19 protein-coding genes and 1 pseudogene are annotated in these 20,731 nt (G+C 69.8%); 9 read left to right on the top strand and 11 right to left on the bottom strand.

Features of this window, described 5'->3' with window-relative positions; all coding sequences use genetic code 11:
* Positions 1 to 34 precede the first annotated feature (34 nt).
* The 4 genes from ASG95_RS10050 to ASG95_RS10065 all read right to left on the bottom strand — a co-directional run bounded on the left by ASG95_RS10050 (position 35) and on the right by ASG95_RS10065 (position 2,956).
* Positions 35 to 514: a YfbM family protein gene (locus tag ASG95_RS10050; protein ID WP_157581923.1), complete on the bottom strand. Its 480-nt coding sequence runs from the start codon at positions 512 to 514 to the stop codon at positions 35 to 37.
* Positions 515 to 657: 143 nt separating this feature from the next.
* Entirely contained in the window at positions 658 to 1,434 is a 777-nt protein-coding gene (locus ASG95_RS10055; RefSeq protein ID WP_057377367.1) for a carboxymuconolactone decarboxylase family protein, read from the bottom strand.
* A 150-nt stretch (positions 1,435 to 1,584) separates the two neighbouring features.
* Positions 1,585 to 1,665, bottom strand: coding sequence for a DUF2510 domain-containing protein (locus ASG95_RS22410; protein ID WP_082592475.1), 81 nt, complete (start codon positions 1,663 to 1,665; stop codon positions 1,585 to 1,587).
* A 376-nt stretch (positions 1,666 to 2,041) separates the two neighbouring features.
* Positions 2,042 to 2,956 (bottom strand): helix-turn-helix transcriptional regulator, encoded by a 915-nt coding sequence (locus tag ASG95_RS10065; protein WP_057377369.1) that lies wholly within the window; start codon positions 2,954 to 2,956, stop codon positions 2,042 to 2,044.
* A gap of 156 nt (positions 2,957 to 3,112) precedes the next feature.
* On the opposite strand from ASG95_RS10065, the gene ASG95_RS10070 reads away from it, so the two are divergent.
* The gene (locus ASG95_RS10070; RefSeq protein WP_057377370.1) at positions 3,113 to 4,099 is read left to right on the top strand and encodes an aldo/keto reductase; all 987 of its coding nucleotides are present in this window, start codon (positions 3,113 to 3,115) and stop codon (positions 4,097 to 4,099) included.
* A 306-nt stretch (positions 4,100 to 4,405) separates the two neighbouring features.
* Here ASG95_RS10070 and ASG95_RS10075 read toward each other — a convergent pair.
* A pseudogene (locus ASG95_RS10075) lies at positions 4,406 to 4,885 on the bottom strand (LuxR C-terminal-related transcriptional regulator); the annotation flags it as partial.
* Positions 4,886 to 4,970: 85 nt separating this feature from the next.
* On the opposite strand from ASG95_RS10075, the gene ASG95_RS10080 reads away from it, so the two are divergent.
* Complete coding sequence (locus ASG95_RS10080) at positions 4,971 to 5,339, top strand: DNA polymerase ligase N-terminal domain-containing protein (protein ID WP_057377371.1); 369 nt, start codon at positions 4,971 to 4,973, stop codon at positions 5,337 to 5,339.
* 9 nt (positions 5,340 to 5,348) lie between these two features.
* On the opposite strand, the gene ASG95_RS10085 is transcribed toward ASG95_RS10080, so the two are convergent.
* On the bottom strand, positions 5,349 to 6,230 hold the full coding sequence (locus ASG95_RS10085) for a hypothetical protein (RefSeq protein ID WP_157581926.1): 882 nt from the start codon (positions 6,228 to 6,230) through the stop codon (positions 5,349 to 5,351).
* Positions 6,231 to 6,513: 283 nt separating this feature from the next.
* On the opposite strand from ASG95_RS10085, the gene ASG95_RS10090 reads away from it, so the two are divergent.
* From ASG95_RS10090 to ASG95_RS10100, 3 genes are all read left to right on the top strand, one after another.
* Positions 6,514 to 7,140, top strand: a complete 627-nt coding sequence (locus tag ASG95_RS10090) for an ANTAR domain-containing response regulator (protein ID WP_082592476.1) — start codon at positions 6,514 to 6,516, stop codon at positions 7,138 to 7,140.
* A gap of 2 nt (positions 7,141 to 7,142) precedes the next feature.
* Positions 7,143 to 7,673, top strand: coding sequence for an N-acetyltransferase (locus tag ASG95_RS10095; RefSeq protein ID WP_157581929.1), 531 nt, complete (start codon positions 7,143 to 7,145; stop codon positions 7,671 to 7,673).
* Between the two features lie 273 nt (positions 7,674 to 7,946).
* Complete coding sequence (locus ASG95_RS10100; protein ID WP_157581932.1) at positions 7,947 to 8,531, top strand: GNAT family N-acetyltransferase; 585 nt, start codon at positions 7,947 to 7,949, stop codon at positions 8,529 to 8,531.
* A 3-nt stretch (positions 8,532 to 8,534) separates the two neighbouring features.
* On the opposite strand, the gene ASG95_RS10105 is transcribed toward ASG95_RS10100, so the two are convergent.
* Complete coding sequence (locus ASG95_RS10105) at positions 8,535 to 8,927, bottom strand: PaaI family thioesterase (RefSeq protein WP_235544178.1); 393 nt, start codon at positions 8,925 to 8,927, stop codon at positions 8,535 to 8,537.
* Between the two features lie 97 nt (positions 8,928 to 9,024).
* On the opposite strand from ASG95_RS10105, the gene polA reads away from it, so the two are divergent.
* On the top strand, positions 9,025 to 11,697 hold the full coding sequence (gene polA, locus ASG95_RS10110; RefSeq protein ID WP_057377375.1) for a DNA polymerase I: 2,673 nt from the start codon (positions 9,025 to 9,027) through the stop codon (positions 11,695 to 11,697).
* Positions 11,698 to 11,731: 34 nt separating this feature from the next.
* Here the strand turns inward: polA and ASG95_RS10115 are convergent, their stop codons facing one another.
* Both ASG95_RS10115 and ASG95_RS10120 read right to left on the bottom strand, forming a co-directional pair.
* Positions 11,732 to 13,771, bottom strand: coding sequence for a hypothetical protein (locus ASG95_RS10115; protein WP_057377376.1), 2,040 nt, complete (start codon positions 13,769 to 13,771; stop codon positions 11,732 to 11,734).
* Between the two features lie 26 nt (positions 13,772 to 13,797).
* A complete protein-coding gene (locus ASG95_RS10120) occupies positions 13,798 to 15,270 on the bottom strand; it encodes a bifunctional glycosyltransferase/class I SAM-dependent methyltransferase (protein ID WP_057377377.1) in 1,473 nt (490 codons plus the stop codon).
* Positions 15,271 to 15,379: 109 nt separating this feature from the next.
* Here ASG95_RS10120 and ASG95_RS10125 point away from each other — a divergent pair, with 109 nt between their 5' ends.
* Complete coding sequence (locus ASG95_RS10125; RefSeq protein WP_056921147.1) at positions 15,380 to 16,225, top strand: 2OG-Fe(II) oxygenase; 846 nt, start codon at positions 15,380 to 15,382, stop codon at positions 16,223 to 16,225.
* A 43-nt stretch (positions 16,226 to 16,268) separates the two neighbouring features.
* On the opposite strand, the gene ASG95_RS10130 is transcribed toward ASG95_RS10125, so the two are convergent.
* Together ASG95_RS10130 and ASG95_RS10135 are read right to left on the bottom strand one after the other, a co-directional pair.
* A complete protein-coding gene (locus tag ASG95_RS10130) occupies positions 16,269 to 17,399 on the bottom strand; it encodes an acyltransferase (RefSeq protein WP_162259391.1) in 1,131 nt (376 codons plus the stop codon).
* A 91-nt stretch (positions 17,400 to 17,490) separates the two neighbouring features.
* Positions 17,491 to 18,663, bottom strand: coding sequence for an acyltransferase (locus ASG95_RS10135; RefSeq protein ID WP_057377379.1), 1,173 nt, complete (start codon positions 18,661 to 18,663; stop codon positions 17,491 to 17,493).
* 98 nt (positions 18,664 to 18,761) lie between these two features.
* Between ASG95_RS10135 and ASG95_RS10140 the strand changes: the two genes are divergently transcribed.
* Positions 18,762 to 20,540: a hypothetical protein gene (locus tag ASG95_RS10140; RefSeq protein WP_157581935.1), complete on the top strand. Its 1,779-nt coding sequence runs from the start codon at positions 18,762 to 18,764 to the stop codon at positions 20,538 to 20,540.
* Positions 20,541 to 20,571: 31 nt separating this feature from the next.
* Entirely contained in the window at positions 20,572 to 20,712 is a 141-nt protein-coding gene (locus tag ASG95_RS21300; RefSeq protein WP_157581938.1) for a hypothetical protein, read from the top strand.
* Positions 20,713 to 20,731 lie beyond the last annotated feature (19 nt).

Here is a 20,731-nt window from a genome sequence, read left to right on the forward strand (position 1 = left end):
GGGTGGTGATGTCGATCCCGCCTCCAGAACGGCGTCAGCAGATTGTCTGAATGACAGCTTGGTTGGCGGCCGCCGCGGCTGTGTAGAACCTGCGGAGTCGGTCGTAGGCAGGAGCAAGGTAGGAGTCGAAGACGTCATCCTCGTCCCAGATCATCGGATAAATCTCTGCCGACTCCATAGCTCGAGCGTCCATCCTGGTTCGGAGTGAGTTCAGCTCGATCTGGCCCAGCGCACGCGCGACGGCTCGGACTCGATCAGCGGGCAGGAGCCTCCCCGGTCCGTACCCAAGATCCTCGCCAATGGACTCGCCACCAAAGATGGTCTCAGACAGCGAGTCATCCGTCGGGTGGCCGTTGTCGTTGAGGAGCCAGTGCAAGGCATGCCACGCCTTGTCGATATCAACGGAGTTCTCATCGTCGTCCGAATCCAGCAATTCATCCAACTGCTCCGGGTCCTCCAATATCTGGCGAGCCGTTAGGTCATCGCGCCGATACCCGACCCAGATCATCCCCATGAGCACACGGTAGTTGCCCGGGCGGTGGCCCTACTCCCCAACGCGCTGTCCTCGGCATTGAAGAAACGCTAGTCACCACCCGATAGGCGGCGATGTGACACACCCTGATCTCACGGGAAACGAAGGCAGCGCAGGTTTTGTGTCTACAGGTCCTTGACCGCACGGATCGCTGCGACTGCGCGTGGGAATCCGATGTAGGGGAAGCAGTGAACCAGGGCGGCGACCACTTCGGTCTTGGTCTTGCCGGTTTGAAGGCAGCCCTTGCCGTGGGGGCCGAGCTGGGCGGCGGTGTCGCCGATGGTGGCTAGCGCGCAGAGCACCAGCAGTTCACGCTGGGCCAAGGTGAGTCCGTCTCGGGTGTAGAAGTCGCCGAAGCAGAACTCGGTCAGAAATTGAGGAAGTGCCGTGTTGAACGGTTCCGGCAGATCGGCCAGGTTGTCCTTGATCTCGTTGCCATACAAGGGCGCCTGGACGGCGAGGCCTTCGCTATACCTCTCGGCCTCGGCGACGGTGCCCTGCTCCGGAAGCGGTAGCGGGATTCCTCTGGCCTGGAAGACCTCGTTGATCGTCGTTACTGCGTTGAGGGTGCGGGGGAAACCGATGAACGGTGCCAGTTGGTAGATGGCTTCGCGGATGGCGACGGGCTCGACACCGACGTTGAGCGCGGCCCTGGTGTGGGACGTGAGCTGCGGCAAGCTCTGAAGGCAGGCCAACACGGTGATGGTGATGAGTTCACGGGTTTGGTCGTCCAACCCGCCAGTGTCGAAGACGTCTCCGAAGATGAACCCGCGCACGATACGCGTCAGTTCAGGGTCGTGGTCGGGCTCAGTCACGTCTCGCGGCCCGAGGAGGCGTTCATAGGTTGCCTCAGCATGCGCCTGACGTGCGGAGACATCAGTTCCTTGGACTTGGTCAGCCATGTGGGCACTGTTCCTGCCGCTCTCATCGCCGTCAAGTGCGCGCCGGGCTGGTATCGCGGCCTGGAGATGGCACCGCGCCTGACTCCAGTACCAGTGACGACACCGGGCAGACTGGCGGCGGAAAGACCTAGTCAACCAACGGATACTTGTTCAGTCGGCGATGAATTCGGTCCACGCCGTTCCGTCCCAATAACGCAAGCGGCCTTGCCGCCACGGGTCGGGGCACCACATCGGTGTCGCCTCGGGTCAGGGGGCGCGGAGGCGCCGCCAGAGTGCGTAGCTGAACAACAGCAACGCCGTCCCTAGTGCCGCAATGGCGAGGCCGAAAAGCCACAGCGCGAACATCCCATTCCCGTCGGTTCCGTCCTCCGGCAGACTCCAGATGGAGGCGCCCGCCCAGCCGAATAGGAACATCGCCGCAAGCAGAAGAAGCCCCCACGTCACGGCCCGCCAACTCCACGGCAATGGAGGCCGAGGAGTTACCGCAGCGGAAGCCGACACCCTTAAACGATATCCAGAGTCGCTGGCTCCCGATGCCGTTATGCAGGCGGGCGACTGGCGGCGCTATGACGCAACGTTGACCACGGCTCGAACACGGACATCAGGGTCAGCCGTCCTCGACGGTCCTCTTCAGCCCCGGGCCGCGAACGCTGGCTGTCCAGCTCGCCAGCAGATCAAGGGCCTCCTGCGTCGGGGAGCCAGGTTCAGCTGTGTAGGTCAGCAGGCTCTGACCGGGGTCACTTGGGAGCGGTAAGAATTCGAAGGGTAGGTCGAGGTCACCGACGGTGGGGTGATGGATGGCTTTGCGGCCTGTGACATGGAGCCGGACGTTGTGGTCAGCCCATCGCATCCGGAACTCGTCGCTGCGGGTCGAGAGCTCCCCGACGAGGTCGGACAGGTCGCGGTCGTAGGGGTCCCGCCCGGCCTCGGTTCGCAGCATGGCGACGGTGTCGTTGGCGGCCTTGTCCCAGTCCGGCCAGAACCGTGCCGCGTGGGGGTTGAGGAAGATGAACCGCGCGTTGTTCGGAGGGTCGGTGGCCTCCTGGTAGATCGGCGCGTAGAGGGCTCGCCCGAGTTCGTTCGAGGCCAGCACGTCGAGCCGCCCGTTGATCACGAACGCAGGCGTGCCGACCATCGAGTCGATGATCCGCTGCACCGTCGGACGAACCGGCGCGACGGCTGGCCGCCGACGTGGGCGGCGCGTGCTGCTGGCGACGCTGAGCAGATCCAGGAGGTGGCTACGCTCAGCCTCGTCGAGCTGCAAGGCACGCACGATGCCCTCGACCACGCCTTCGGAGATGCCGGTGGCATCGCCGCGCTCGAGTCGGACGTAGTACTCGCTGGAGATGCCGGCAAGCATTGCGGTCTCTTCGCGGCGAAGTCCTGGCACTCGGCGTCGAGCCGTGTCGAAGGTCGGGAGCCCGGCCTGCTGCGGGGTGATTCGAGCGCGTCGGCTCGTCAGAAACTCGCGGATCTGGGTGCGCACGTCACCGCGAACATCCCGGTCCCGTTCGCTGGTCATGTGTTCACCCTACGGACCGGATACGGGTCTGCGGGGTCGTCGAGGGGTCACTGTCAGTACCACTCTTGTCAGTGTCTTCCTCCCTCGTTCGGTGCGCTGGTTCTGTGGGTGGGTCGTCACAACCGACGATTCAGACAGTGAAGGAAGTACCCGATCATGAAGCTCGTTTCCTTGGGCGACCTGCAGGTCTCCCGCATCGGCCTCGGTGCAATGACCATGGCTGGCACGTACACCAGCGAAGGTGCTCTAGACGACTCCGAGTCCATCCGCACCATCCACCGCGCCTTCGATCTCGGCGTCACCCACATCGACACTGCTGAGATCTACGGACCCTTCCACAGCGAGGAAGTCGTCGGCCAGGCCATTAGGGGCCGACGTGACCAGGTGGTCGTCGCCACCAAGTTCGGCCTGGTGTCCCACACGAATGGCGAGGCCACCCCGGGCGTCATGGACAGCAGCGCAGTCAACGTCCGCGCTGCCGTCGAGGGATCGTTGAAGCGTCTTGGAACCGACTACATCGACCTCTACTACCAGCACCGCGTCGACCCGAACACCCCGATCGAGGAGACCGCCGGTGCCGTCGCGGACCTCGTCGTGGAGGGCAAGGTGCTCCACTTCGGGCTCTCCGAAGCAAGCCCCGAGACCATCCGTAGGGCCCACGCGGTCCAGCCGGTGTCAGCGCTGCAGACCGAGTACTCGCTGTGGACCCGCGACCTGGAGGCGGAGATACTGCCGCTGCTGCGTGAGCTCGGCATCGGCCTCGTCCCGTACTCGCCGCTCGGACACGGCCTGCTCACCGGCCAGATCCGCTCGGTGGACGACTTCGCGGACGACGACTGGCGCAAGACCAACCCGCGGTTCACCGGCGAGAACTTCGTCCGGAACCTCGCCATCGTCGACGAGGTCCGTGCCATCGGAGCCGAAATCGGTGCCACCCCGGCCCAGACCGCCCTGGCCTGGCTGCTCACGCGGGGCGACGACATCGCGCCAATCCCCGGCACCCGTCGAGTCTCCCGGGTCGAGGAGAACACCGCCGCCGACAACGTCGAACTCAGCGCCAACCAACTCGACCGCCTCAACCACCTCACCCCCGCCGCCGGAGACCGTCACGACGAAGCCAACATGGCGTCCATCGACCAGTGACGAACGGACGGACAGGACCGCCGCGTCCCCGCGCCACGCTCCTCGGCAAGACGGGAGGTTCGGCACAACGGTGCCTGCGTCAAAGTGGGCGGAAAGCCGCGTGGCGGCAGCGAGCGCGGCACAGGCTCCAGCCGCACTGCGATGCCGTCGGGGCGCGAGCCGGTGGACACATCCACGCCTCCGCTGATGACGGCCCACATCGAGCCAAACTGGTTGTCGCTGGCCAGACCCCTCAGCTGCCTTCCCACAGGGCGAATTCCCGCCTACGGCGCCCAGGTGACCTGAGGAAACGACCCCCGATGGTGGTCAGTGTCGCGCCTGCACGCGGCCGGTCTCGTGGGCCCAGATGGCGACCTCGACGCGGTTGCGGGCGCCGAGCTTCCTCATGAGGCTCGCGAGGTGGGCCTTGACGGTGCTGGGGGTGATGTAGAGCTCAGAGGCGATCTCGCTGTTGGTCCGGCCCTTGGCTACCGGCAGGAGGACTTCCTCCTCGCGGGCCGTGAGCGGTTCCATCGGCTGGCGGGGCGGTGAGGTCTGGGTCTGTGCGAATGCGGCGAGGAGTCGGACGGTGACGCTGGGTGCGATGAGGGCGTCTCCCTCGGCGGCGGCGTGGATGGCCTGGGTCAACAGGGCGGGTCCGGCGTCCTTGAGGAGGAATCCGCGGGCGCCGGCCTTGAGCGCGCCGTGGACGTACTCGTCGAGGTCGAAGGTGGTGATGACCACGATCGGCAACGGGTCGATGACGTCGGGGCCGGCGAGTCGGCGGGTGGCTTCGATGCCGTCCATCACAGCAGGCGTGACAGGATCAGCGGCAGTCCTGCTGGTTGGAGTCCCGCCTTCGGCACCCAGCCGGCGCAGCTCGGAGGTGCTCGTGTCCGTTGAGCAGGGGAGTGGTCGGCCGGTCTTCGTGCTGCACGAGCACGACAAGCCGCAGCACCACTTCGACCTGCGGCTCGAGGAAGACGGTGTGCTGCGCTCGTGGGCCGTGCCGCGCGGACTGCCGACCAGCCCGGCGAAGGACCGGCTCGCGGTGCCCGTCGACGACCACGCGCTCGACCACGCGACCTACGAGGACGAGACGAAGTCGATCGCGGACGCCGGCTGGTGGGAGCTCGAGGACCGCAACGACCGACGCACCGTCTTCGTGCTGCACGGCCGCCGGGGAGCGCGCCGCTACGCCCTCGTCAGCACCGAGCAGGGCGCGCTGCTCCACCTCCTGAAGGACCAGCCGCACACCTGAAGGGGGTCGCTAGCGCCAGCCGGTCGTGTGGACACCGCAGCGCGCCGGGTCGGTGACCGCCGTGCGGCGCCCGAGGGTCCGGACCGCCCACCGGATCCGGCGGCGGGTCAGGAGCAGCACGACCCCGATCCACAGGGCGATCGCCCACCCCTGCGGCCCACGAGGCGGGTCGGGCGGCGCGGGGTAGGCGCCGTCGAACAGACCTGCGGCCTGTTCGAAGTGGTTCTCCGACCCGGGGTAGAGCGTGTCGTCGACGAGGTAGAGGACCGGGAGCAGCGAGATCCCGCCGACGATGGTGCACACGGCCCACTGGTCGACGTGGCGTGACTCGTGCTCGGCCAGGTCGCGGGCCCGCACCGGGTTGATCCGGGGCACGGGCGAGGCCAGGAAGACCTCGCCGACCATGCTGCCCATGTGCTCGCCGGCCTGCGGCACGAAGGCCAGGGTGATGGGCGGGTCGCCGACACTGCACAGCCCCTGACCCCGGGCCTCGGCGAACCCGAGCGCCAACCCGCTCACCGGCGCCGTCATCACCGAGCGCACCGTCGACCACGGCGGCGGCCGGCTCGGGGCCCGCGGGTCGATGACGCGGCGGCCCTCCGCGATCGAGGTGTCCGCAGCACAGGCCGGCAGCTCACGGGCCCGCTGCGAGACCCGCAGCCCGAGGCCGGCGACGGAGAGCAGGGCGAGCACCACCATCGCCGCCAGCAGGCGTCGGTGTCGTCGCTGGCACAGGTCACAGGCGAGCACGCGGCGTGGGCGCAGCATCCGGGTGCGGGGGAGGACGAGGAACAGCCCGAGCAGGCCGCCGCCCACGAAGGCCACGAGCATCCAGACCACCCGCATCGACGCGGACGTCGGTCGGCGGCGCGGACGGGCAGCTGCACCCACCACGTTCTCCACTAGCCACGGCTCCCACTGCCATGCCACGGGCGGCGAGACCACGGACAGCCGGACCGCGACGGACGAGGACGCCCGGTCGGCTCCGGGACCGGCTCCATTCTGGTCCTTCGGCGGGCCCACAACCAGAGCCGGTATGCCGCGTGCGGTGCCTGCGCGGCATACCTCGAGCGCGGGTGGTTGCGGGTCCGCGTCGGCGCCCGCGCCGAGGGTGGCGGGTCCGTCCGTCGACCGCCGCAACCTGCCGTTAACGCACGTCCCCTAGGCTCATTCCGTGAGCGACACCCGTGACACCACCACGCCCCTGCCGACGCCTGCGGCTTCCGCGCCCACCCGGATCCTGGTGGCCGAGGACGAAGCCCTGATCCGCCTCGACCTCGCCGAGATGCTCGTCGAGGCGGGCTACGACGTGGTCGGACAGGCCAGCAACGGCGAGCAGGCCGTCGAGATGGCGACCGAGCTGACCCCCGACCTGGTGATCATGGACGTGAAGATGCCGGTCATGGACGGCATCACCGCTGCCGAGCAGATCGGGGCCGCCCGGATCTGCCCCGTCGTCATGCTCACCGCCTTCAGCCAGACCGAGCTGGTCGAGCGGGCCCGTGACGCGGGGGTGATGGCCTACATCGTCAAGCCGTTCACGGCCTCCGACCTCACGCCGGCCATCGACATCGCCCGGCACCGCTGGACCGAGGTCAAGGCGCTCGAACGGGAGATCAGCGACCTGGGCGAGCGGCTCGAGACCCGCAAGGCGGTCGACCGCGCCAAGGGCGTGCTGATGAAGAAGCTCAAGATCAGCGAGGCGGAGGCGTTCCGCTGGATCCAGAAGACCGCGATGGACCGTCGCCTCGGCATGCGCGAGGTGGCCGAGGCCGTCGTGGCCGGGATGGACAAGGCCTGAGCGTGGACGCGGTGGTGCGCCCGGCTGGTCAGGGTGATGCCGCCGTGCTGGCCCAGGTGGCGGCGGCGACGTTCGCGCTGGCCTGCCCTCCGCACATCACCCCGCAGGCGATCGACACCTTCATCGCCGAGGTCCTGTCGCTGGAGTGCTTCGAGCGCTATCTCGCCGACCCGGCCCGGGACCTGTTCGTCTCGGTGGGGGACGACGTGGTGACCGGCTACGCGATGGTCGTCCACGGGGAGCCCACCGACCCGGACGTGCGGGCCGCGCTGACGCTGCGACCGACCGCCGAGCTGAGCAAGATCTACGTCCTGCCCGACCACCACGGCGCAGGCACCAGCCGGCTGCTCATGGCGGCCTCGATCGACGCGGCCCGGGCTCGTGGCGCGGTCGGGGTGTGGCTGGGGGTCAACCAGGAGAACGAGCGGGCCCAGCGGTTCTACGCCAAGAGCGGCTTCGCCAGGGTGGGGACCAAGCGGTTCCTCGTGGGTGACCGCTACGAGGACGACTACGTCTTCGAGCGCCCCGCCTGACCGGTCGGGGACCCGTCCCGGGGACCCGGATGGCGAGTCCGCGCGGACGCCGTGCAACGATGGCAACGCAGCGAATCGGCGCCGACCCGTGATGTAACAGCCGTGGAACAAGGGCTGCGACAAGAGTTAACACGGGAAAGTTGTTGAACTCTTCACGAGCGCCCTCGAATGGGCCTAGAGTCCTGAGTCGGTCGCCTTTCGAGGCGCCGCGGCCGTCGGGGGAGCCGTCTGCAATGGTGAGCAGTCCAGACCGACGATGATGGAGGAACCCCGGTGAGCCGTCCCGTGATCAGCGTCAGGCGCGTCTCCGCGGATGAGGAGCGGTCCTTCACCGAGCTCTGGATGACCTCGCGGGTCGAGGCCGGGGTCAGCCCAGAGGTGGTCGCCCGCGCCGCCTCCGAGGGGCGCATCTCGACCGCGCTGCACCGCGAGGACGTCCGGGCCTATGTCGCCATGGCGGACGGCCAGCCGGTCGGCTTCGCGGTCGCCGCCACCAGCCCGTTCTCGTCCCTGACCGACGCCCCCTGCGTCACCATCGACCAGCTCTACGTCGTGCCCGACTCGCGCAAGCACGGGGTCGCCCGCCAGCTGATGAGTGCCGTCACCCTCTACGCAGACTCCCGCGGGTGCGAGCAGATCGGCTGCAACGTGCCGGCTCAGCACCGAGACGCGAACCGCTTCTTCGCCCGCCTCGGCTTCTCCTCGCAGATGGTGCGCCGGGTGACCAGCGTGTCCGCGCTGCGTCGCCGCCTGGGCCAGGACGAGCCGCGGCACCACTCGATCGAGGCACTGCTCCACCGCCGCCGCTCCCTGCGCGCGCGGGCGACCGCGAGCGCCGAGAGCCGGCTGGCCGGCTGACTGCTAGGCGCCGGGAGCTGCGTCGCGCAGCAGGCAGGTGATCCGGCAGGTGCAGATGCGCCGGTGCTGGTCGTCGGTGATGACGATCTCGTAGCACGTGAGGGTGTTGCCCAGGGACAGGGCAGTGGCGGTGCCGGTCACGAAGCCCGAGCGCGCAGCCCGGTGGTGGGTCGCGTTGATGTCGAGACCCACGGCGACCCGGTCGGGGCCGGCGTGCAGCGCGGAGCCGACCGACCCCAGGGTCTCGGCCAGCACCACGGAGGCGCCACCGTGCAGCAACCCGTAGGGCTGGGTGTTGCCCTCGACGGGCATCCGGGCGACGAGACGCTCGGGCGAGGCCTCGAGCACCTCGATCTGCATGCGCTGGAGCAGGGAGTTCGGGTTCATCGCCAGCATCGCCTCGAGGGCGGCGGCGAGCTCGGGGTCGGTGGGGCCGGCGCTCGTGGGGCTGGCGGTCGCGGGGGTGTCACTCATAACCAATAGGCTGCCATGCGTGAGTCGCCTCCTGCTCCTCGACGGTCATTCCCTTGCCTACCGCGCCTTCTTCGCCCTGCCGGCCGAGAACTTCTCGACCAGCACGGGCCAGCACACCAATGCGGTCTACGGCTTCACGTCGATGCTCATCAACGTGCTGCGCGACGAGCAGCCGACCCACGTGGCGGTCGCGTTCGACGTGTCCCGGCAGACCTTCCGCCTGGCCGAGTACGCCGACTACAAGGCGGGTCGCTCTGCGACACCCAGCGAGTTCTCCGGCCAGATCCCGTTGGTGCGCGAGGTGCTGGACGCCCTCAAGATCCGGTGGGTGGAGGTCGACGGCTACGAGGCCGACGACGTGATCGCCACGCTGGTCACGGAGGCGACCGCGCAGGACATGGACGTGGTCATCTGCACCGGTGACCGCGACGCCTTCCAGCTCGTCACCGACCGGGTCACGCTGCTCTACCCCGTGCGTGGGGTGTCCGAGGTCTGGCGGATGACCCCGGCCGCGGTGGAGGAGAAGTACCTCGTCGCCCCGGAGCGCTACAGCGACCTCGCAGCCCTCGTCGGGGAGACGTCCGACAACCTGCCCGGCGTGCCGGGGGTCGGTCCGAAGACCGCGGCGAAGTGGCTCGGCCAGTACGGCGACCTCACCGGGGTCGTGGCCCACGCCGACGAGATCAAGGGCAAGGCGGGGGAGTCGCTGCGCGAGCACCTCAACGACGTGCTGCGCAACCGGCGGCTCAACCAGCTCGTGCGTGACCTGCCGCTGCCGGTGACGGTCCCCGAGCTCGAGCGCCAGAACTGGGACCGCGAGCTGGTCCACACCGTGTTCGACAGCCTCGAGTTCCGGGTGCTGCGCGACCGGCTCTTCGAGTACCTCGAGGCACCCCAGGAAGAAGCCGACCACGGCTTCGAGCTCGACGGCACGGTGCTCGCTCCTGACGAGGTGGCCGGCTGGCTGGAGGAGTATGCCGCGCCCGGCACCACCGTGGGCGTCCACCTCGTGGGGCAGTGGGGCCGGGGGACCGGCGACGCCACCGCCCTGGCGCTGGCCACCGACGGTGACGCCGCGGCATACCTCGACCTCACGGCGCTCGACCCGGCCGGCGAGGCCGCCGTCGGTGCGTGGCTGGCCGACCCCGAGCGTCCCAAGGTGCTCCACGACGCCAAGGGGCCGTTGCTCGCGCTGGCAGCCCGTGGCTGGCACGTCCACGGCATCGCGACCGACACGGCCCTGGCGGCCTACCTCGTGCGCCCCGACCAGCGGTCCTACGACCTGGCTGACCTCGTGCTCCGCCAGCTCGGCCGTGAGCTGCGGGCCGAAGCCGACAGCTCGGGCCAGGGCCTGCTCGACTTCGGCGACGAGGGCGACGCCGGCGCGCAGGACGCGATGGTCCGGGCCCGTGCGGTCCTCGACCTGGCCGGTTCGCTGGCCGAGCAGCTGGAGGCCACCGGCGGCACCTCCCTGCAACAGGACCTCGAGCTGCCGCTCGAGCAGGTGCTGGCAGGCATGGAGCGCACCGGCATCGCGGCCGACGTCGACGTGATGACGGGGCTGGAGGCCGACTTCGCGGCCAAGGTGCGCGAGGCCCAGCAGGACGCCTACGACGCGCTCGGTGGCGACCAGATCAACCTCGGGTCGCCCAAGCAGCTCCAGGTCGTGCTCTTCGACACGCTCGGGCTGCCCAAGACCCGACGCACCAAGACCGGCTACACCACCGACGCCGACGCGCTCAACGACCTGTTCGCCAAGACCGAGCACCCGTTCCTCGAGGCGCTGCTGCGGCACCGTGACTCGTCCCGGCTGCGGGTCACCGTCGAGGGCCTGCTCAAGTCCGTGGCCGACGACGGGCGCATCCACACCACCTACCAGCAGACCATCGCGGCGACCGGCCGGCTCTCCTCGACCGACCCCAACCTCCAGAACATCCCGATCCGCACCGACGAAGGACGCCGGATCCGCGAGGTGTTCATCGTGGGCGAGGGCTACGAGTCGCTGATGTCCGCCGACTACAGCCAGATCGAGATGCGGATCATGGCGCACCTGTCCGGCGACGAGGGCCTGATCGAGGCGTTCCGGTCGGGAGAGGATCTGCACCGGTTCGTCGGGTCGCGGGTGTTCTCGGTCGAGCCCGAGGACGTCACGGCCGCGATGCGCTCCAAGGTCAAGGCGATGTCCTACGGCCTGGCCTACGGCTTGTCGGCGTTCGGGCTGTCGAAGCAGCTGACCATCTCGACCGGTGAGGCCCAGGGCCTGATGGACGAGTACTTCGCGCGGTTCGGCGGGGTCAAGGACTACCTCGACTCGGTCGTCGCGGAGGCGCGGGGGACCGGCTACACCGAGACCATGCTGGGGCGGCGGCGCTACCTGCCCGACCTCACCTCCGACAACCGACAGCGTCGCGAGATGGCCGAGCGGATGGCTCTCAACGCGCCGATCCAGGGGTCAGCGGCCGACATCATCAAGCTCGCGATGCTGCGGGTCGAGAAGGCGCTGGCCGAGTCCGGTGCCCGCTCCCGGCAGCTGCTCCAGGTGCACGACGAGCTGGTGCTCGAGATCGCCCCGGGTGAGGCAGCCGACGTCGAGGCGCTGGTCCGCAAGGAGATGGGCGGGGCCATCGAGATGGACGTGCCGCTCGACGTCAGCGTCGGGGTCGGACGCTCCTGGTTCGACGCGGCGCACTGACCGTCAGGGGCCGCGAGGGAGGCACCCGCTCGGCTCAGCGGGTGGCCGAGCTCTTGGCGTCCTGCAGGAGCCGTTGACACAGGGCGGGCTCGCGACCCGAGCTGTTGCTGACGCGCACGTGGTCGGAGCGGCCGCCATCGTGCCCGGTCATGAACGTCAGCCGGGTCAGGTCGTTGTACCAGTCCGTGTTCCATTCGCCGACCGGGACGTAGAGGTCGTAGTCAGGGTTGTCGTCGACCCGGATCCGGGTCTGGAAGACCTCGGTGACCGCGTGGGCCGTGACCCGGATGCGGTGGCCACGCGCGACCTCGAACCACGGTGAGTAGAAGTTGCCGTCCTTGTCCTCCACGACGAGCCGAGCCTGGGGGATGTCCTTGTCGAACTCCAGCGAGACGTAACGCATCTCCACCCCGTCCTGCTCGAGCAGGCGCAGGGTGCCGGGGCGGTAGTGGACGAAGACCGGCGTGACGTCGACGACCATGTCCCGCTGCTCGACGAGGTTCCATGGCTCGTACTGGTCGCCGGTGTTGACGTAGAGCGACTCGCAGTCGCCGGTCACGTGCAGGTCGTCTGCCGTGCCGGCACCGGGCAGCTCGTCGGACTGCGACACCAGCCTGGCGAAGGAGGAGCCCGGCCCGCCACTCACGCGTTCCTGCAGCGACAGGTAGGAGGTCAGCTCGTCGCCGCGGTGGGTCTGCGCCGCGATGAGGGACCCGGTCGCCACCTGCGCCACCACGCTGAAGGCACACAGCGTGGCCATCGCGACCACGAGGACCGGGCGGAGCAGCGCGGCGCGCGGGAGGCGCCGGCGGGAGGTCGACCAGAGGCCGACGGTCCCCACGACGACCAGCGCCGGCACGAAGTCGCTGGTGTAGCGGTTCGCGAGGTAGCCGTAGCCCATCACGCCGCCACCGACGAGGATCGTGCCGAGGGCCGGCCACCGCAGCGCGGCCACCGGGCCCTCGGCCCGACGGTCGAGCAGCACGGGGAGCGCGGCCAGCGCGAGCAGGAGCAGCAACGGCATGAACGCCGTGACGCTGCCGGTGCGGTAGGACTGGTCGAGGAAGGCGCCGCCGTAGGCGCGGGCCGGCTCCGCGGGCAGCGTGACCCACGGGAAGTAGTCCACGAACCGGATGCCGTCCGGCCGGAAGTAGTTGACCAGCGACGTCTCGAAGAACTGTGGCCCGGTGATGGTGCCGCCGTTGGCCGCCAGGGCCTGGCGCCGGTGGGCGTTCACCTGCGTCCAGACCTGGGACTCCAGGGGGAAGAGGTAGGGGTGGCCGAACTTCACCCAGTTGTAGGTGATTGAGGCACCCAACGGGACCAGCCCGGCACTGAAGACGGCCAGCGGTCTGAGCAACACCAGTCGACCGCGGTTCGGCCGCCGATGCCGCAGCGCCGTGAGGAGCATCCAGCCGGCCAGGGCCATCGCCGCCCCGCTCATCGCCCACCCACCCGGCGTGCGCGTCAGGGCCGTCGCCAGCGTGAAGCCGCCGAGCCACAGGATCGCCGAGCGCGAGGGGTCGAGGGCGACCCGCAACAGCCAGTAGGCGCAGCCCACGGCGAGGGCCGATGCCCAGAGGTAGACCTCGTGGTAGACCCACGGCAGCGCGGCGTCGAACGTGAGGACGGTCCCTCCGGTGGCTGCGGCCAACAGGATGGCCGCGACGACCCCGTCGGTGCGGCTGACGGCCTCGGCCGGCCGCAGGCAGTCCCTGACGAGCCAGACCATCCGCGTCGTCATGACTGCGAGCACCACCCAGGCGAGCACCATCGACGGCAGGGTGAGGCGGCCGTCGAGGTCGTGGGTGAGCAGCTGCACGGGGATGCGCAGCAGGGCCGGGAAGGGCGGGAAGTACATGTAGGTCTTGCCGTCGATGATGAAGCCCTCGATGCCCAACGACCCGTTGGGGACCGCCAGCCGTCCATGGAGGAAGGCGGTGGCCTGCAGGTCGAAGAAGTTGGAGGCGAACCGTTGGGCGACGGCGGTGCGCAGGGCGTCCGTGCGGAAGTTGAGCAGCACGAGGAAGAACGGGATGCCACCGAGGACCAGTCCTGCGGTGGAGGCGACCACGACTCGTCGTGACCGAGGGGCGGAGCTCAAACGCGCTCCAGCTTGTAGAGGAACTGGTAGCCGAAAAGCGTCGGCCAGACCCGCACGGCGGCCCGGTCGACGGCCGAGGCAGCCCGGGCGACCCGGCCGATGACGGGGTTGCCCCCTCGCTCGAGCACGTCGAGCGGCGAGCCCACGGTCCGGCGCTCCACGATCCGCAGGCCCGCGCCCGCGATGAGGCGCTCGAAGCTGCGGCGGGTGAAGAACCGCACGTGGCCCCGGTCGAGCGGGCCACGTTGGTCGTAGTCGAAGTTGCCGGAGGCCGTGCGCAGGCGCGGGTACCAGTGCCCGAAGTTGGGGATGCTCACGAGGATCGTGCCGTCGTCGCCGAGCCGCGAGACCATGTCGGCCATCAGCGAGTCGGGGTCGATGACGTGCTCGAGGACGTCACCGGCCACGATCACGTCGTAGCCGGAGCCGGCCTCCGTCGGGAGCCCCTGGTTGAGGTCGGCCTCGACGAACGCGTCGATCCGCTGGCCGATGCCTTCGTGCTTGACCAGGTCGACGCCCACCACGTGGTGGCCCATCGAGCGGACGAGCCCGGCGAAGAGGCCGTCGGAGCAACCCACGTCGAGCACCGAGGCCGACGGGATCCCGGTCAGCCAGGTGAGCAGCTGGCCGTGCGAGGAGTGCGGGCTGTGCTTGACCTCGTAGGCCGCGGTGTCCACCCCGCCGCCACCGGTGGAACCCCCGAACCCCATCTGGTGGGCCCGGTGGCGCAGCACGTCGACGGCGACGTCGCGGGCGTAGGACATCCCGTTGACGTAGCAGATCTCGTCGCCGTAGTAGGTGGGGATCGGCACCTCGACGATCCGCTTCCGGGCGGCGAGCATGCCCAGGATGATCTCGGTGTCGAAGTCGAAGTCGTTGGAGTAGTCGGCGAAGGGCACGTCGCGCAGCGCGTCGGTGCGGTAGGCGCGGTAGCCGCTGTGCCACTCGGTGAGGGAGGCGCCCGTCACGGCGTTCTGGAAGCGCGTGAGGATGCGGTTGCCCACGTACTTGTAGAGCGGCATACCGCCCTTGAGGGCCGAACCACGCTTCATCATCCGCGAGCCCATCACGACGTCGGCCTCGCCGGTCATCAGCGGCGAGACGATCTGCTCCATGACTTCCGGGGCGTACTGGCCGTCACCGTGCAGCAGCACGACGATGTCGAGCCCTTCCTCGATCGCCCAGCGGTACCCGAACTTCTGGTTGCCGCCGTAGCGCAGGTTCTCGACGTGCTTGATCACGGTCAGGGGGAGGGTCGAGCCGGACTTGTACTCGAGGCCGATCTCGTAGGTCTCGTCGACGCTCGCGTCGTCGCAGACCAGCACGTGGTCGAGCTGGTCGCGGAAGTCGGACGGGATGCGGTCCAGGGTCTGGCGGAGGGTGGTGGCCGCGTTGTAGGCGACCACCAGGACACCGATCCGGACTGCGGCCGGCTCGGCCGAGCCCACGCCTTCTGACGTCACTGTCATCCCTCTCGTGCTGCCCCGTGGAGTCCCGACTCGCCTCGCACTTCGATGGGCTCGGGGAATCTTACCCGTTGGTAATGAGGCGGCAGGACGTTCTGGCATACTCCGCGCCATGACCGCCGCCCTCGTCGACCTCGGCACGCTGCAGGCCCGCTTGCCCGAGCTCGCGGAGCAGTACCGCTCCGCCCAGCCGTTCCCCCACATCGTGCTCGACGACGTGCTCTTCGCGGACGCCTTCACCCGTGCCGCGCAGGAGTTCCCGGCCATGCGGGACCCGTTCTGGAAGGGCTACCTGCACGTCAACGAGACGAAGTACGGCAACACCCAGCCCGACACCTGGGGGCCGACGCTGACCGAGGTCGCCAAGGAGTTCGTGTCGCCCGAGTTCGTCGGTTTCCTCGAGGAGCTGACCGGCATCAGCGACCTGCTGCCCGACTGGAGCATGGACGGCGGCGGCCTGCACCAGACGCTCCGCGGCGGGCACCTCAACATCCACGCCGACTTCACGACCCACCACGTCAACGAGCAGTGGAGCCGGCGGGTCAACATCCTGCTCTACCTCAACGAGGAGTGGCGCGAGGAGTGGGGCGGCGAGCTCGAGCTCTGGGACAAGGAGATGACCGCGGCCCAGGCGAAGGTCCAGCCCGCCGGCAACCGGATGCTCATCTTCACCACGAGCGAGGACAGCTTCCACGGTCACCCGGACGCCCTCACCTGCCCGGAGGACGTGGCCCGCCGCTCGATGGCGCTCTACTACTTCACCGAGGAGGAGAACGCGGTCCGCAAGTCCACCAACTACCGGGCCCGCCCCGACGAGGCCGGCATCAAGCGGGCCGCGATCGCCGTGGACCGCGGCGCCGTCGACCTCTACGACCGCGCCAAGCGCAAGCTCGGCATCTCGGACGAGCGGGTGAGTGGCGTGCTCGAGCGCGTCAACAAGCTGCGCCGCAAGGGCTGAGTCGCCGGCGCCGCCCGAGCGGCAGCCACCCACGAGGCGGGTGTCAGGCGTCGGTCGTGACCGCGGGCCGGGGGCGCCCGATGCGGGCGGTCCACCGCTTCAGCGGCTCGTCGACCCCGCGGTGCAGCACCACCGTGATCGCCGCGAGCAGGACCACCGCCAGGATGGCCCGCGCCGAGGCGTCCCAGGACGGGGTGTGGCGGGTGATGGCGTAGAACAGCGGCAGGTGCCACACGTAGAGGGTGAGCGACGAGCCGCCCAGGACCCGCAACGGTTTGAGGTTGAAGAGCCGCACTGCCGGGTTGTCCCGGACCTGGTCGGCCGAGGCTGCCACGACGAAGAGCGTGGTGGCCGCGGCGATGGCGATGCCCTGCCACCCGAAGTAGGCATCGATCCCGAGCCGGGAGGCGCTGAAGATGACGCCGATGATGACCAGGGCCGACGCGCCGATGATGGCCGTTGCGTCCCGCCTGACCATGTCGAGCCGATCCCACAGCAGCGCCGCCAGCACTCCCCAGAGCGCGGCGTCGACCCGGGTCGAGGTGCGCAGCGACGCGCTGTACCAGCCCTCGGTCTGGTAGACGTGCCACCGCCACCACGTGGCGGCAACCAGCAGGATGGCCACGCCGGCAGCGATCTTCAGCCGGTGCCGACCCCAGAGGGCGAGCACCACGGCGAGCACCACGAAGAACTGCATCTCCACACTGAGGTACCAGAGGTGGCCGAGGTCGCCTCTGGCGTCGAGTGCGTTGTCCCGCACGTACCAGTTCCACGTGTAGGTCATGATCGCCCGCGCGGAGTTGGTCGTGGCCGACGAGGTGGCGGTGTCGGTGTCGTCGACCTGCGCCACGATGAGGATGACGGCGACCAGCAGGTAGACCTGCGCGCTGATCCTGATGAACCGGCGCACCAGTGTCGTGAACGGTCCGCGCTGTCCGGCCCGGGCCAGCCCGCCGAGCATGCTGCGCGTGACGAGGAAGCCGCTCAGCACGAGGAACATCGAGACCCCGATGCTCCCGGCCTTGAACCATCCGTCGAACGGTGCGATGTCGGACAGGTTGGTGAAGGGGTAGACCACCCACGCGTGCGAGAGGACGACGACCAGGATCGCGAGCCCACGCAACCCGTCGAAGGTCCCGTTCCGCGCCTCGACCTGGCGGTGTGATCCTGACACGCCGGTCACGGTATCCCACCGGCCACGCGCTGGAAGCCACCCTGCGAGGACGACACGGGAGCTGTCCGGATCCCGGTCCCGCACGGCCGGGTCACGACGCGTGCCGTGCCCCTCGCGGCTCCTCGGAACCGGTTGGCCTGGGCGGGCTGCGGAACAACGTCGACCTGCTCAGCCAGCGGCGGGTGGGCTCTTCGATGAACCGCTGGGTGGCATACACGACGACGGCGAGGAGGGCGACGGCAAGGACGGTCCGCGACCCCGGTGACCAGTCCTGGGTGTGCCGTGACACCGCCCAGAAGAGGGGGTAGTGCCAGACGTAGATGGCCAGCGACGCGTTGCCGAGCCACTGCAGAGCCGGGTGCTCGAGAAAGCCACGAGCCGTCGTTCGCGGTGGCACGGAGGAGTGGCCGTCCATGCCCTGCACCAGCGTCGCGACGAGCAGCGCCGACACGAGCGTGAAAGCCAGGCCCCACTCGCGCAGGTACTGGTCCTGTGGGAGCTCGGGGGAGAGCAGCACGAGCCCGCCGAGGACGGCCAGGCACCCGGGGACGAGCCAGCGGTCGCGCCGCGCGAGGAGCCCGAGCCCCGGCAGCAGCACCGCGATGAGCGCGCCGAGCAGCAGCCCGTCGGCGCGGGTCGTGACGAGCAAGGACGCGGGCCAGGTGCCCCCGTCGTGGAGCACGACGTAGCGGTTCACGACAACCAGGACGGCAGCCACCCCCAGCCCGACCGCGAAGACCCGCCGGAACCCGGCGAGCAGGATGACCGCTAGGGGCAGGACGAGGTAGACCTGCTGCTGGACGCTGAGGTACCAGAGGTGGCCGAGGTCTGCGCGCGCCTCCAGCGCGTGGTCGACGAGGTAGGTGTTCCACGTGTACGTCAGCACGCTCACCAGCGAGCGCTGGGTGGTCCCGTCCGAGGTCGCGTCGGTGGGGTCGAGCCGGTTCATGAGGAGGACCGCGGCGGCCATCGGCACGAGCTGCACGCCGATGCGGACGATGCGCCGCAGGTAGAACCGGAACGGGTCGAGCACACCGCGCTCGCGCTCGCGCAGCAGGTTGTGCGTGACGATGAAGCCACCGACCACGAAGAAGACGGTGACGGAGCCGCCGTGGAAGAGCCCCCGCACCACGGGGATCGCCTCGATGGTCTCCTTGGGATAGATGATCCAGGAGTGCGTCAGCAGCACCAGGATGATCGTGATGCCGCGCAGGCCGTCGAGCGCAGCAACCCGTGAGCCCGGGCGGGTCGACTGCGTTTCCATGGCACGCACGGTATCCGTTGGGTGCAGTTGTCCCGAATCGCCACGGCGGCCCCACGGTGCCGCTGGTAGGTTCTGCGCGACCGGAGGACGGGGTGCGGATGACGACGGGCCAGGCGCCTGCGAGACCAGGGTGGCGCGCGGCTCTCGGGCCGGTGGTCGTCACCGTCGTCACGGCTGCCGTGGTGCTCGGGCCGGCGCTGCGTCCCGGCGTCGTCCTCACGTACGACCTCGCCTGGTCTCCCGATGCGCGGCTCACGCCCTTCGCCACCGGCGTCGACACCCCGGCTCCGCGCGCCGTCCCGAGCGACGCGGCGGCCTGGCTGCTCGGGCTGCTGGTCACGCCGGGCGTGGCGCAGAAGCTCGTCCTCGGGGGAGTGCTCGTGCTGGCCGGCCTCGGTGCCAGCGGCCTGGTCCGGGTGCTGCGTCCGACCGCCGGCCGCCTCGCGGCCTGCACCGCCGCGGTGGCGGCCGTGTGGAACCCGTTCGTGGCCGAACGCCTGGTGATCGGTCAGTGGACCGTCCTGCTCGGGTATGCCGTGCTGCCCTGGGCGGTGCGCGCCGCACTTCGCGTCCGAGCCGGGCACGGCACGGTGACAGCTCTGTGCGGGTGGGCGGTGCTCGCGTCCGTCGGCGGCGCGAACTCCCTCGTGCTGGTCGGTCCACCGGTCCTGGTGCTGCTCCTCCTCCCGCAGCCGGTGTGGCGCGCGGTCCTCGCCTGGCTCGCGGTCGTCGCCGGGGGCGCGGGAGCCTGGGCGGTGCCCGCCCTGTGGGGTGGCCTGGTCTCGGACCCCGCCGGCTTCACGGTCTTCGCGGCCCGCTCCGACGGCCCGATGGGACTGGTGGTCTCGCTGGCCGGGGGCGGCGGCTTCTGGAACCCCGCGTCCTACCCAGCCGAACGCCGGGTCGCCGCGCTCGCCGTGGCTGCTGCCATGCTGACCACGGCGGGTGTCGTGGCCGTGGCCCGGCAGGCCCGGCGAGCCCGGGACCGGGAGCGGCCCGGACCGGCCGACGACGCCGGCCGGTGCGTGGGCACCGGCGTCCCCGTCCTCGTCGTGGTGGCGTTGCTGGGCCTGCTGCTGGCCGTCGCCAGCGGCACCCCGTGGTCGGCCGACGCCTGGTCGCGGCTGGCCGAGGTCCCGGGCGGCGCGCTGCTACGGGACAGCCAGAAGGTCGTCGCGCTCTGGGTCGTCCTCGGGGCGGCCGGCGTGGGCCTCCTCGTCGACGGGCTGGTCCGCCACCGAGCCGCCGCGCTCGTCCCGGCCATCGGCCTGGCCGTCGTGGCACCACTGGTGCTGCCCACCCTGGCCTGGGGTGAGCGGAACCGGGTCGAGGCGGTCACGGTGCCCGCGGACCTGCGCGATGTCGCGGCCGAGCTGTCCAGTGCCCCAGCGGGAGACGTCGGCCTCCTGCCCTGGCGGCAGTACCGCCGCTATGGCTGGAACGACGCCCGGGTGAGCCTGAGCCTGGTGCCGCGGATGATCGACCAGCGGGTGCTCTACGACGACTCGTTGCAGCTCAGCTCGGGCCGGATCGCGGGGGAGAGCCCACGGTCCGCGGCCGTCACCGCCGCGGTCGACGGCGGCGCCGACGCGTGGGATGCGCTGGTGGCGCAGGGCGTTCGCTACGTCGTCGTGGAGAAGGACACCGGGCTCCCGACCCCGGACCTGCCAGCCGGTGCCGGCCGCGTCCTCGCGGACACGGCGCACCTGCAGGTCGTCGAGGTGGCCGGGTCGTCCGGCGCGACGACCGGGGCGACCACGGGAGCGGCCGGTCAGGGTGGTCGGGCCGGCTCGGCCACGGGCTGGGGTGTGACGCTCGCAACACTCGCCGCGTGGCTGGTCCTGGCGACCCGGCGGGTCCTGCGCAGAAATGGCTGAGCGAACCGAACTCGCTGGTAGGGTTCCGCCCATGACCAATGCTGTCAGCGGCATCGCCGCCCTCGTGACCGGTGCCGTGCTGGCCCTGCTGGCCATCTTCGGCGGCACCGCGGCGCTGACCCCGTCCGTCGCGGCGAACAACTCGCCGGTCGTCAACTACGACGGCAACTGACCGCACCTTCTTCGCTGGC

It is taken from the genome of Phycicoccus sp. Soil803 (assembly GCF_001429685.1).
Classification (GTDB): Bacteria; Actinomycetota; Actinomycetes; order Actinomycetales; family Dermatophilaceae; genus Pedococcus.

Bases quoted from the DNA above. Each gene is read 5' to 3' on its own strand.
- ASG95_RS10050 (WP_157581923.1), bottom strand. From the start codon at position 514: ATGGGGATGATCTGGGTCGGGTATCGGCGCGATGACCTAACGGCTCGC.
- ASG95_RS10055 (WP_057377367.1), bottom strand. From the start codon at position 1,434: ATGGCTGACCAAGTCCAAGGAACTGATGTCTCCGCACGTCAGGCGCAT.
- ASG95_RS22410 (WP_082592475.1), bottom strand. From the start codon at position 1,665: ATGTGGTGCCCCGACCCGTGGCGGCAAGGCCGCTTGCGTTATTGGGAC.
- ASG95_RS10065 (WP_057377369.1), bottom strand. From the start codon at position 2,956: ATGACCAGCGAACGGGACCGGGATGTTCGCGGTGACGTGCGCACCCAG.
- ASG95_RS10070 (WP_057377370.1), top strand. From the start codon at position 3,113: ATGAAGCTCGTTTCCTTGGGCGACCTGCAGGTCTCCCGCATCGGCCTC.
- ASG95_RS10105 (WP_235544178.1), bottom strand. From the start codon at position 8,927: ATGCTGGCGATGAACCCGAACTCCCTGCTCCAGCGCATGCAGATCGAG.
- ASG95_RS10120 (WP_057377377.1), bottom strand. From the start codon at position 15,270: ATGACAGTGACGTCAGAAGGCGTGGGCTCGGCCGAGCCGGCCGCAGTC.
- ASG95_RS10125 (WP_056921147.1), top strand. From the start codon at position 15,380: ATGACCGCCGCCCTCGTCGACCTCGGCACGCTGCAGGCCCGCTTGCCC.
- ASG95_RS10135 (WP_057377379.1), bottom strand. From the start codon at position 18,663: ATGGAAACGCAGTCGACCCGCCCGGGCTCACGGGTTGCTGCGCTCGAC.
- ASG95_RS10140 (WP_157581935.1), top strand. From the start codon at position 18,762: ATGACGACGGGCCAGGCGCCTGCGAGACCAGGGTGGCGCGCGGCTCTC.
- ASG95_RS21300 (WP_157581938.1), top strand. From the start codon at position 20,572: ATGACCAATGCTGTCAGCGGCATCGCCGCCCTCGTGACCGGTGCCGTG.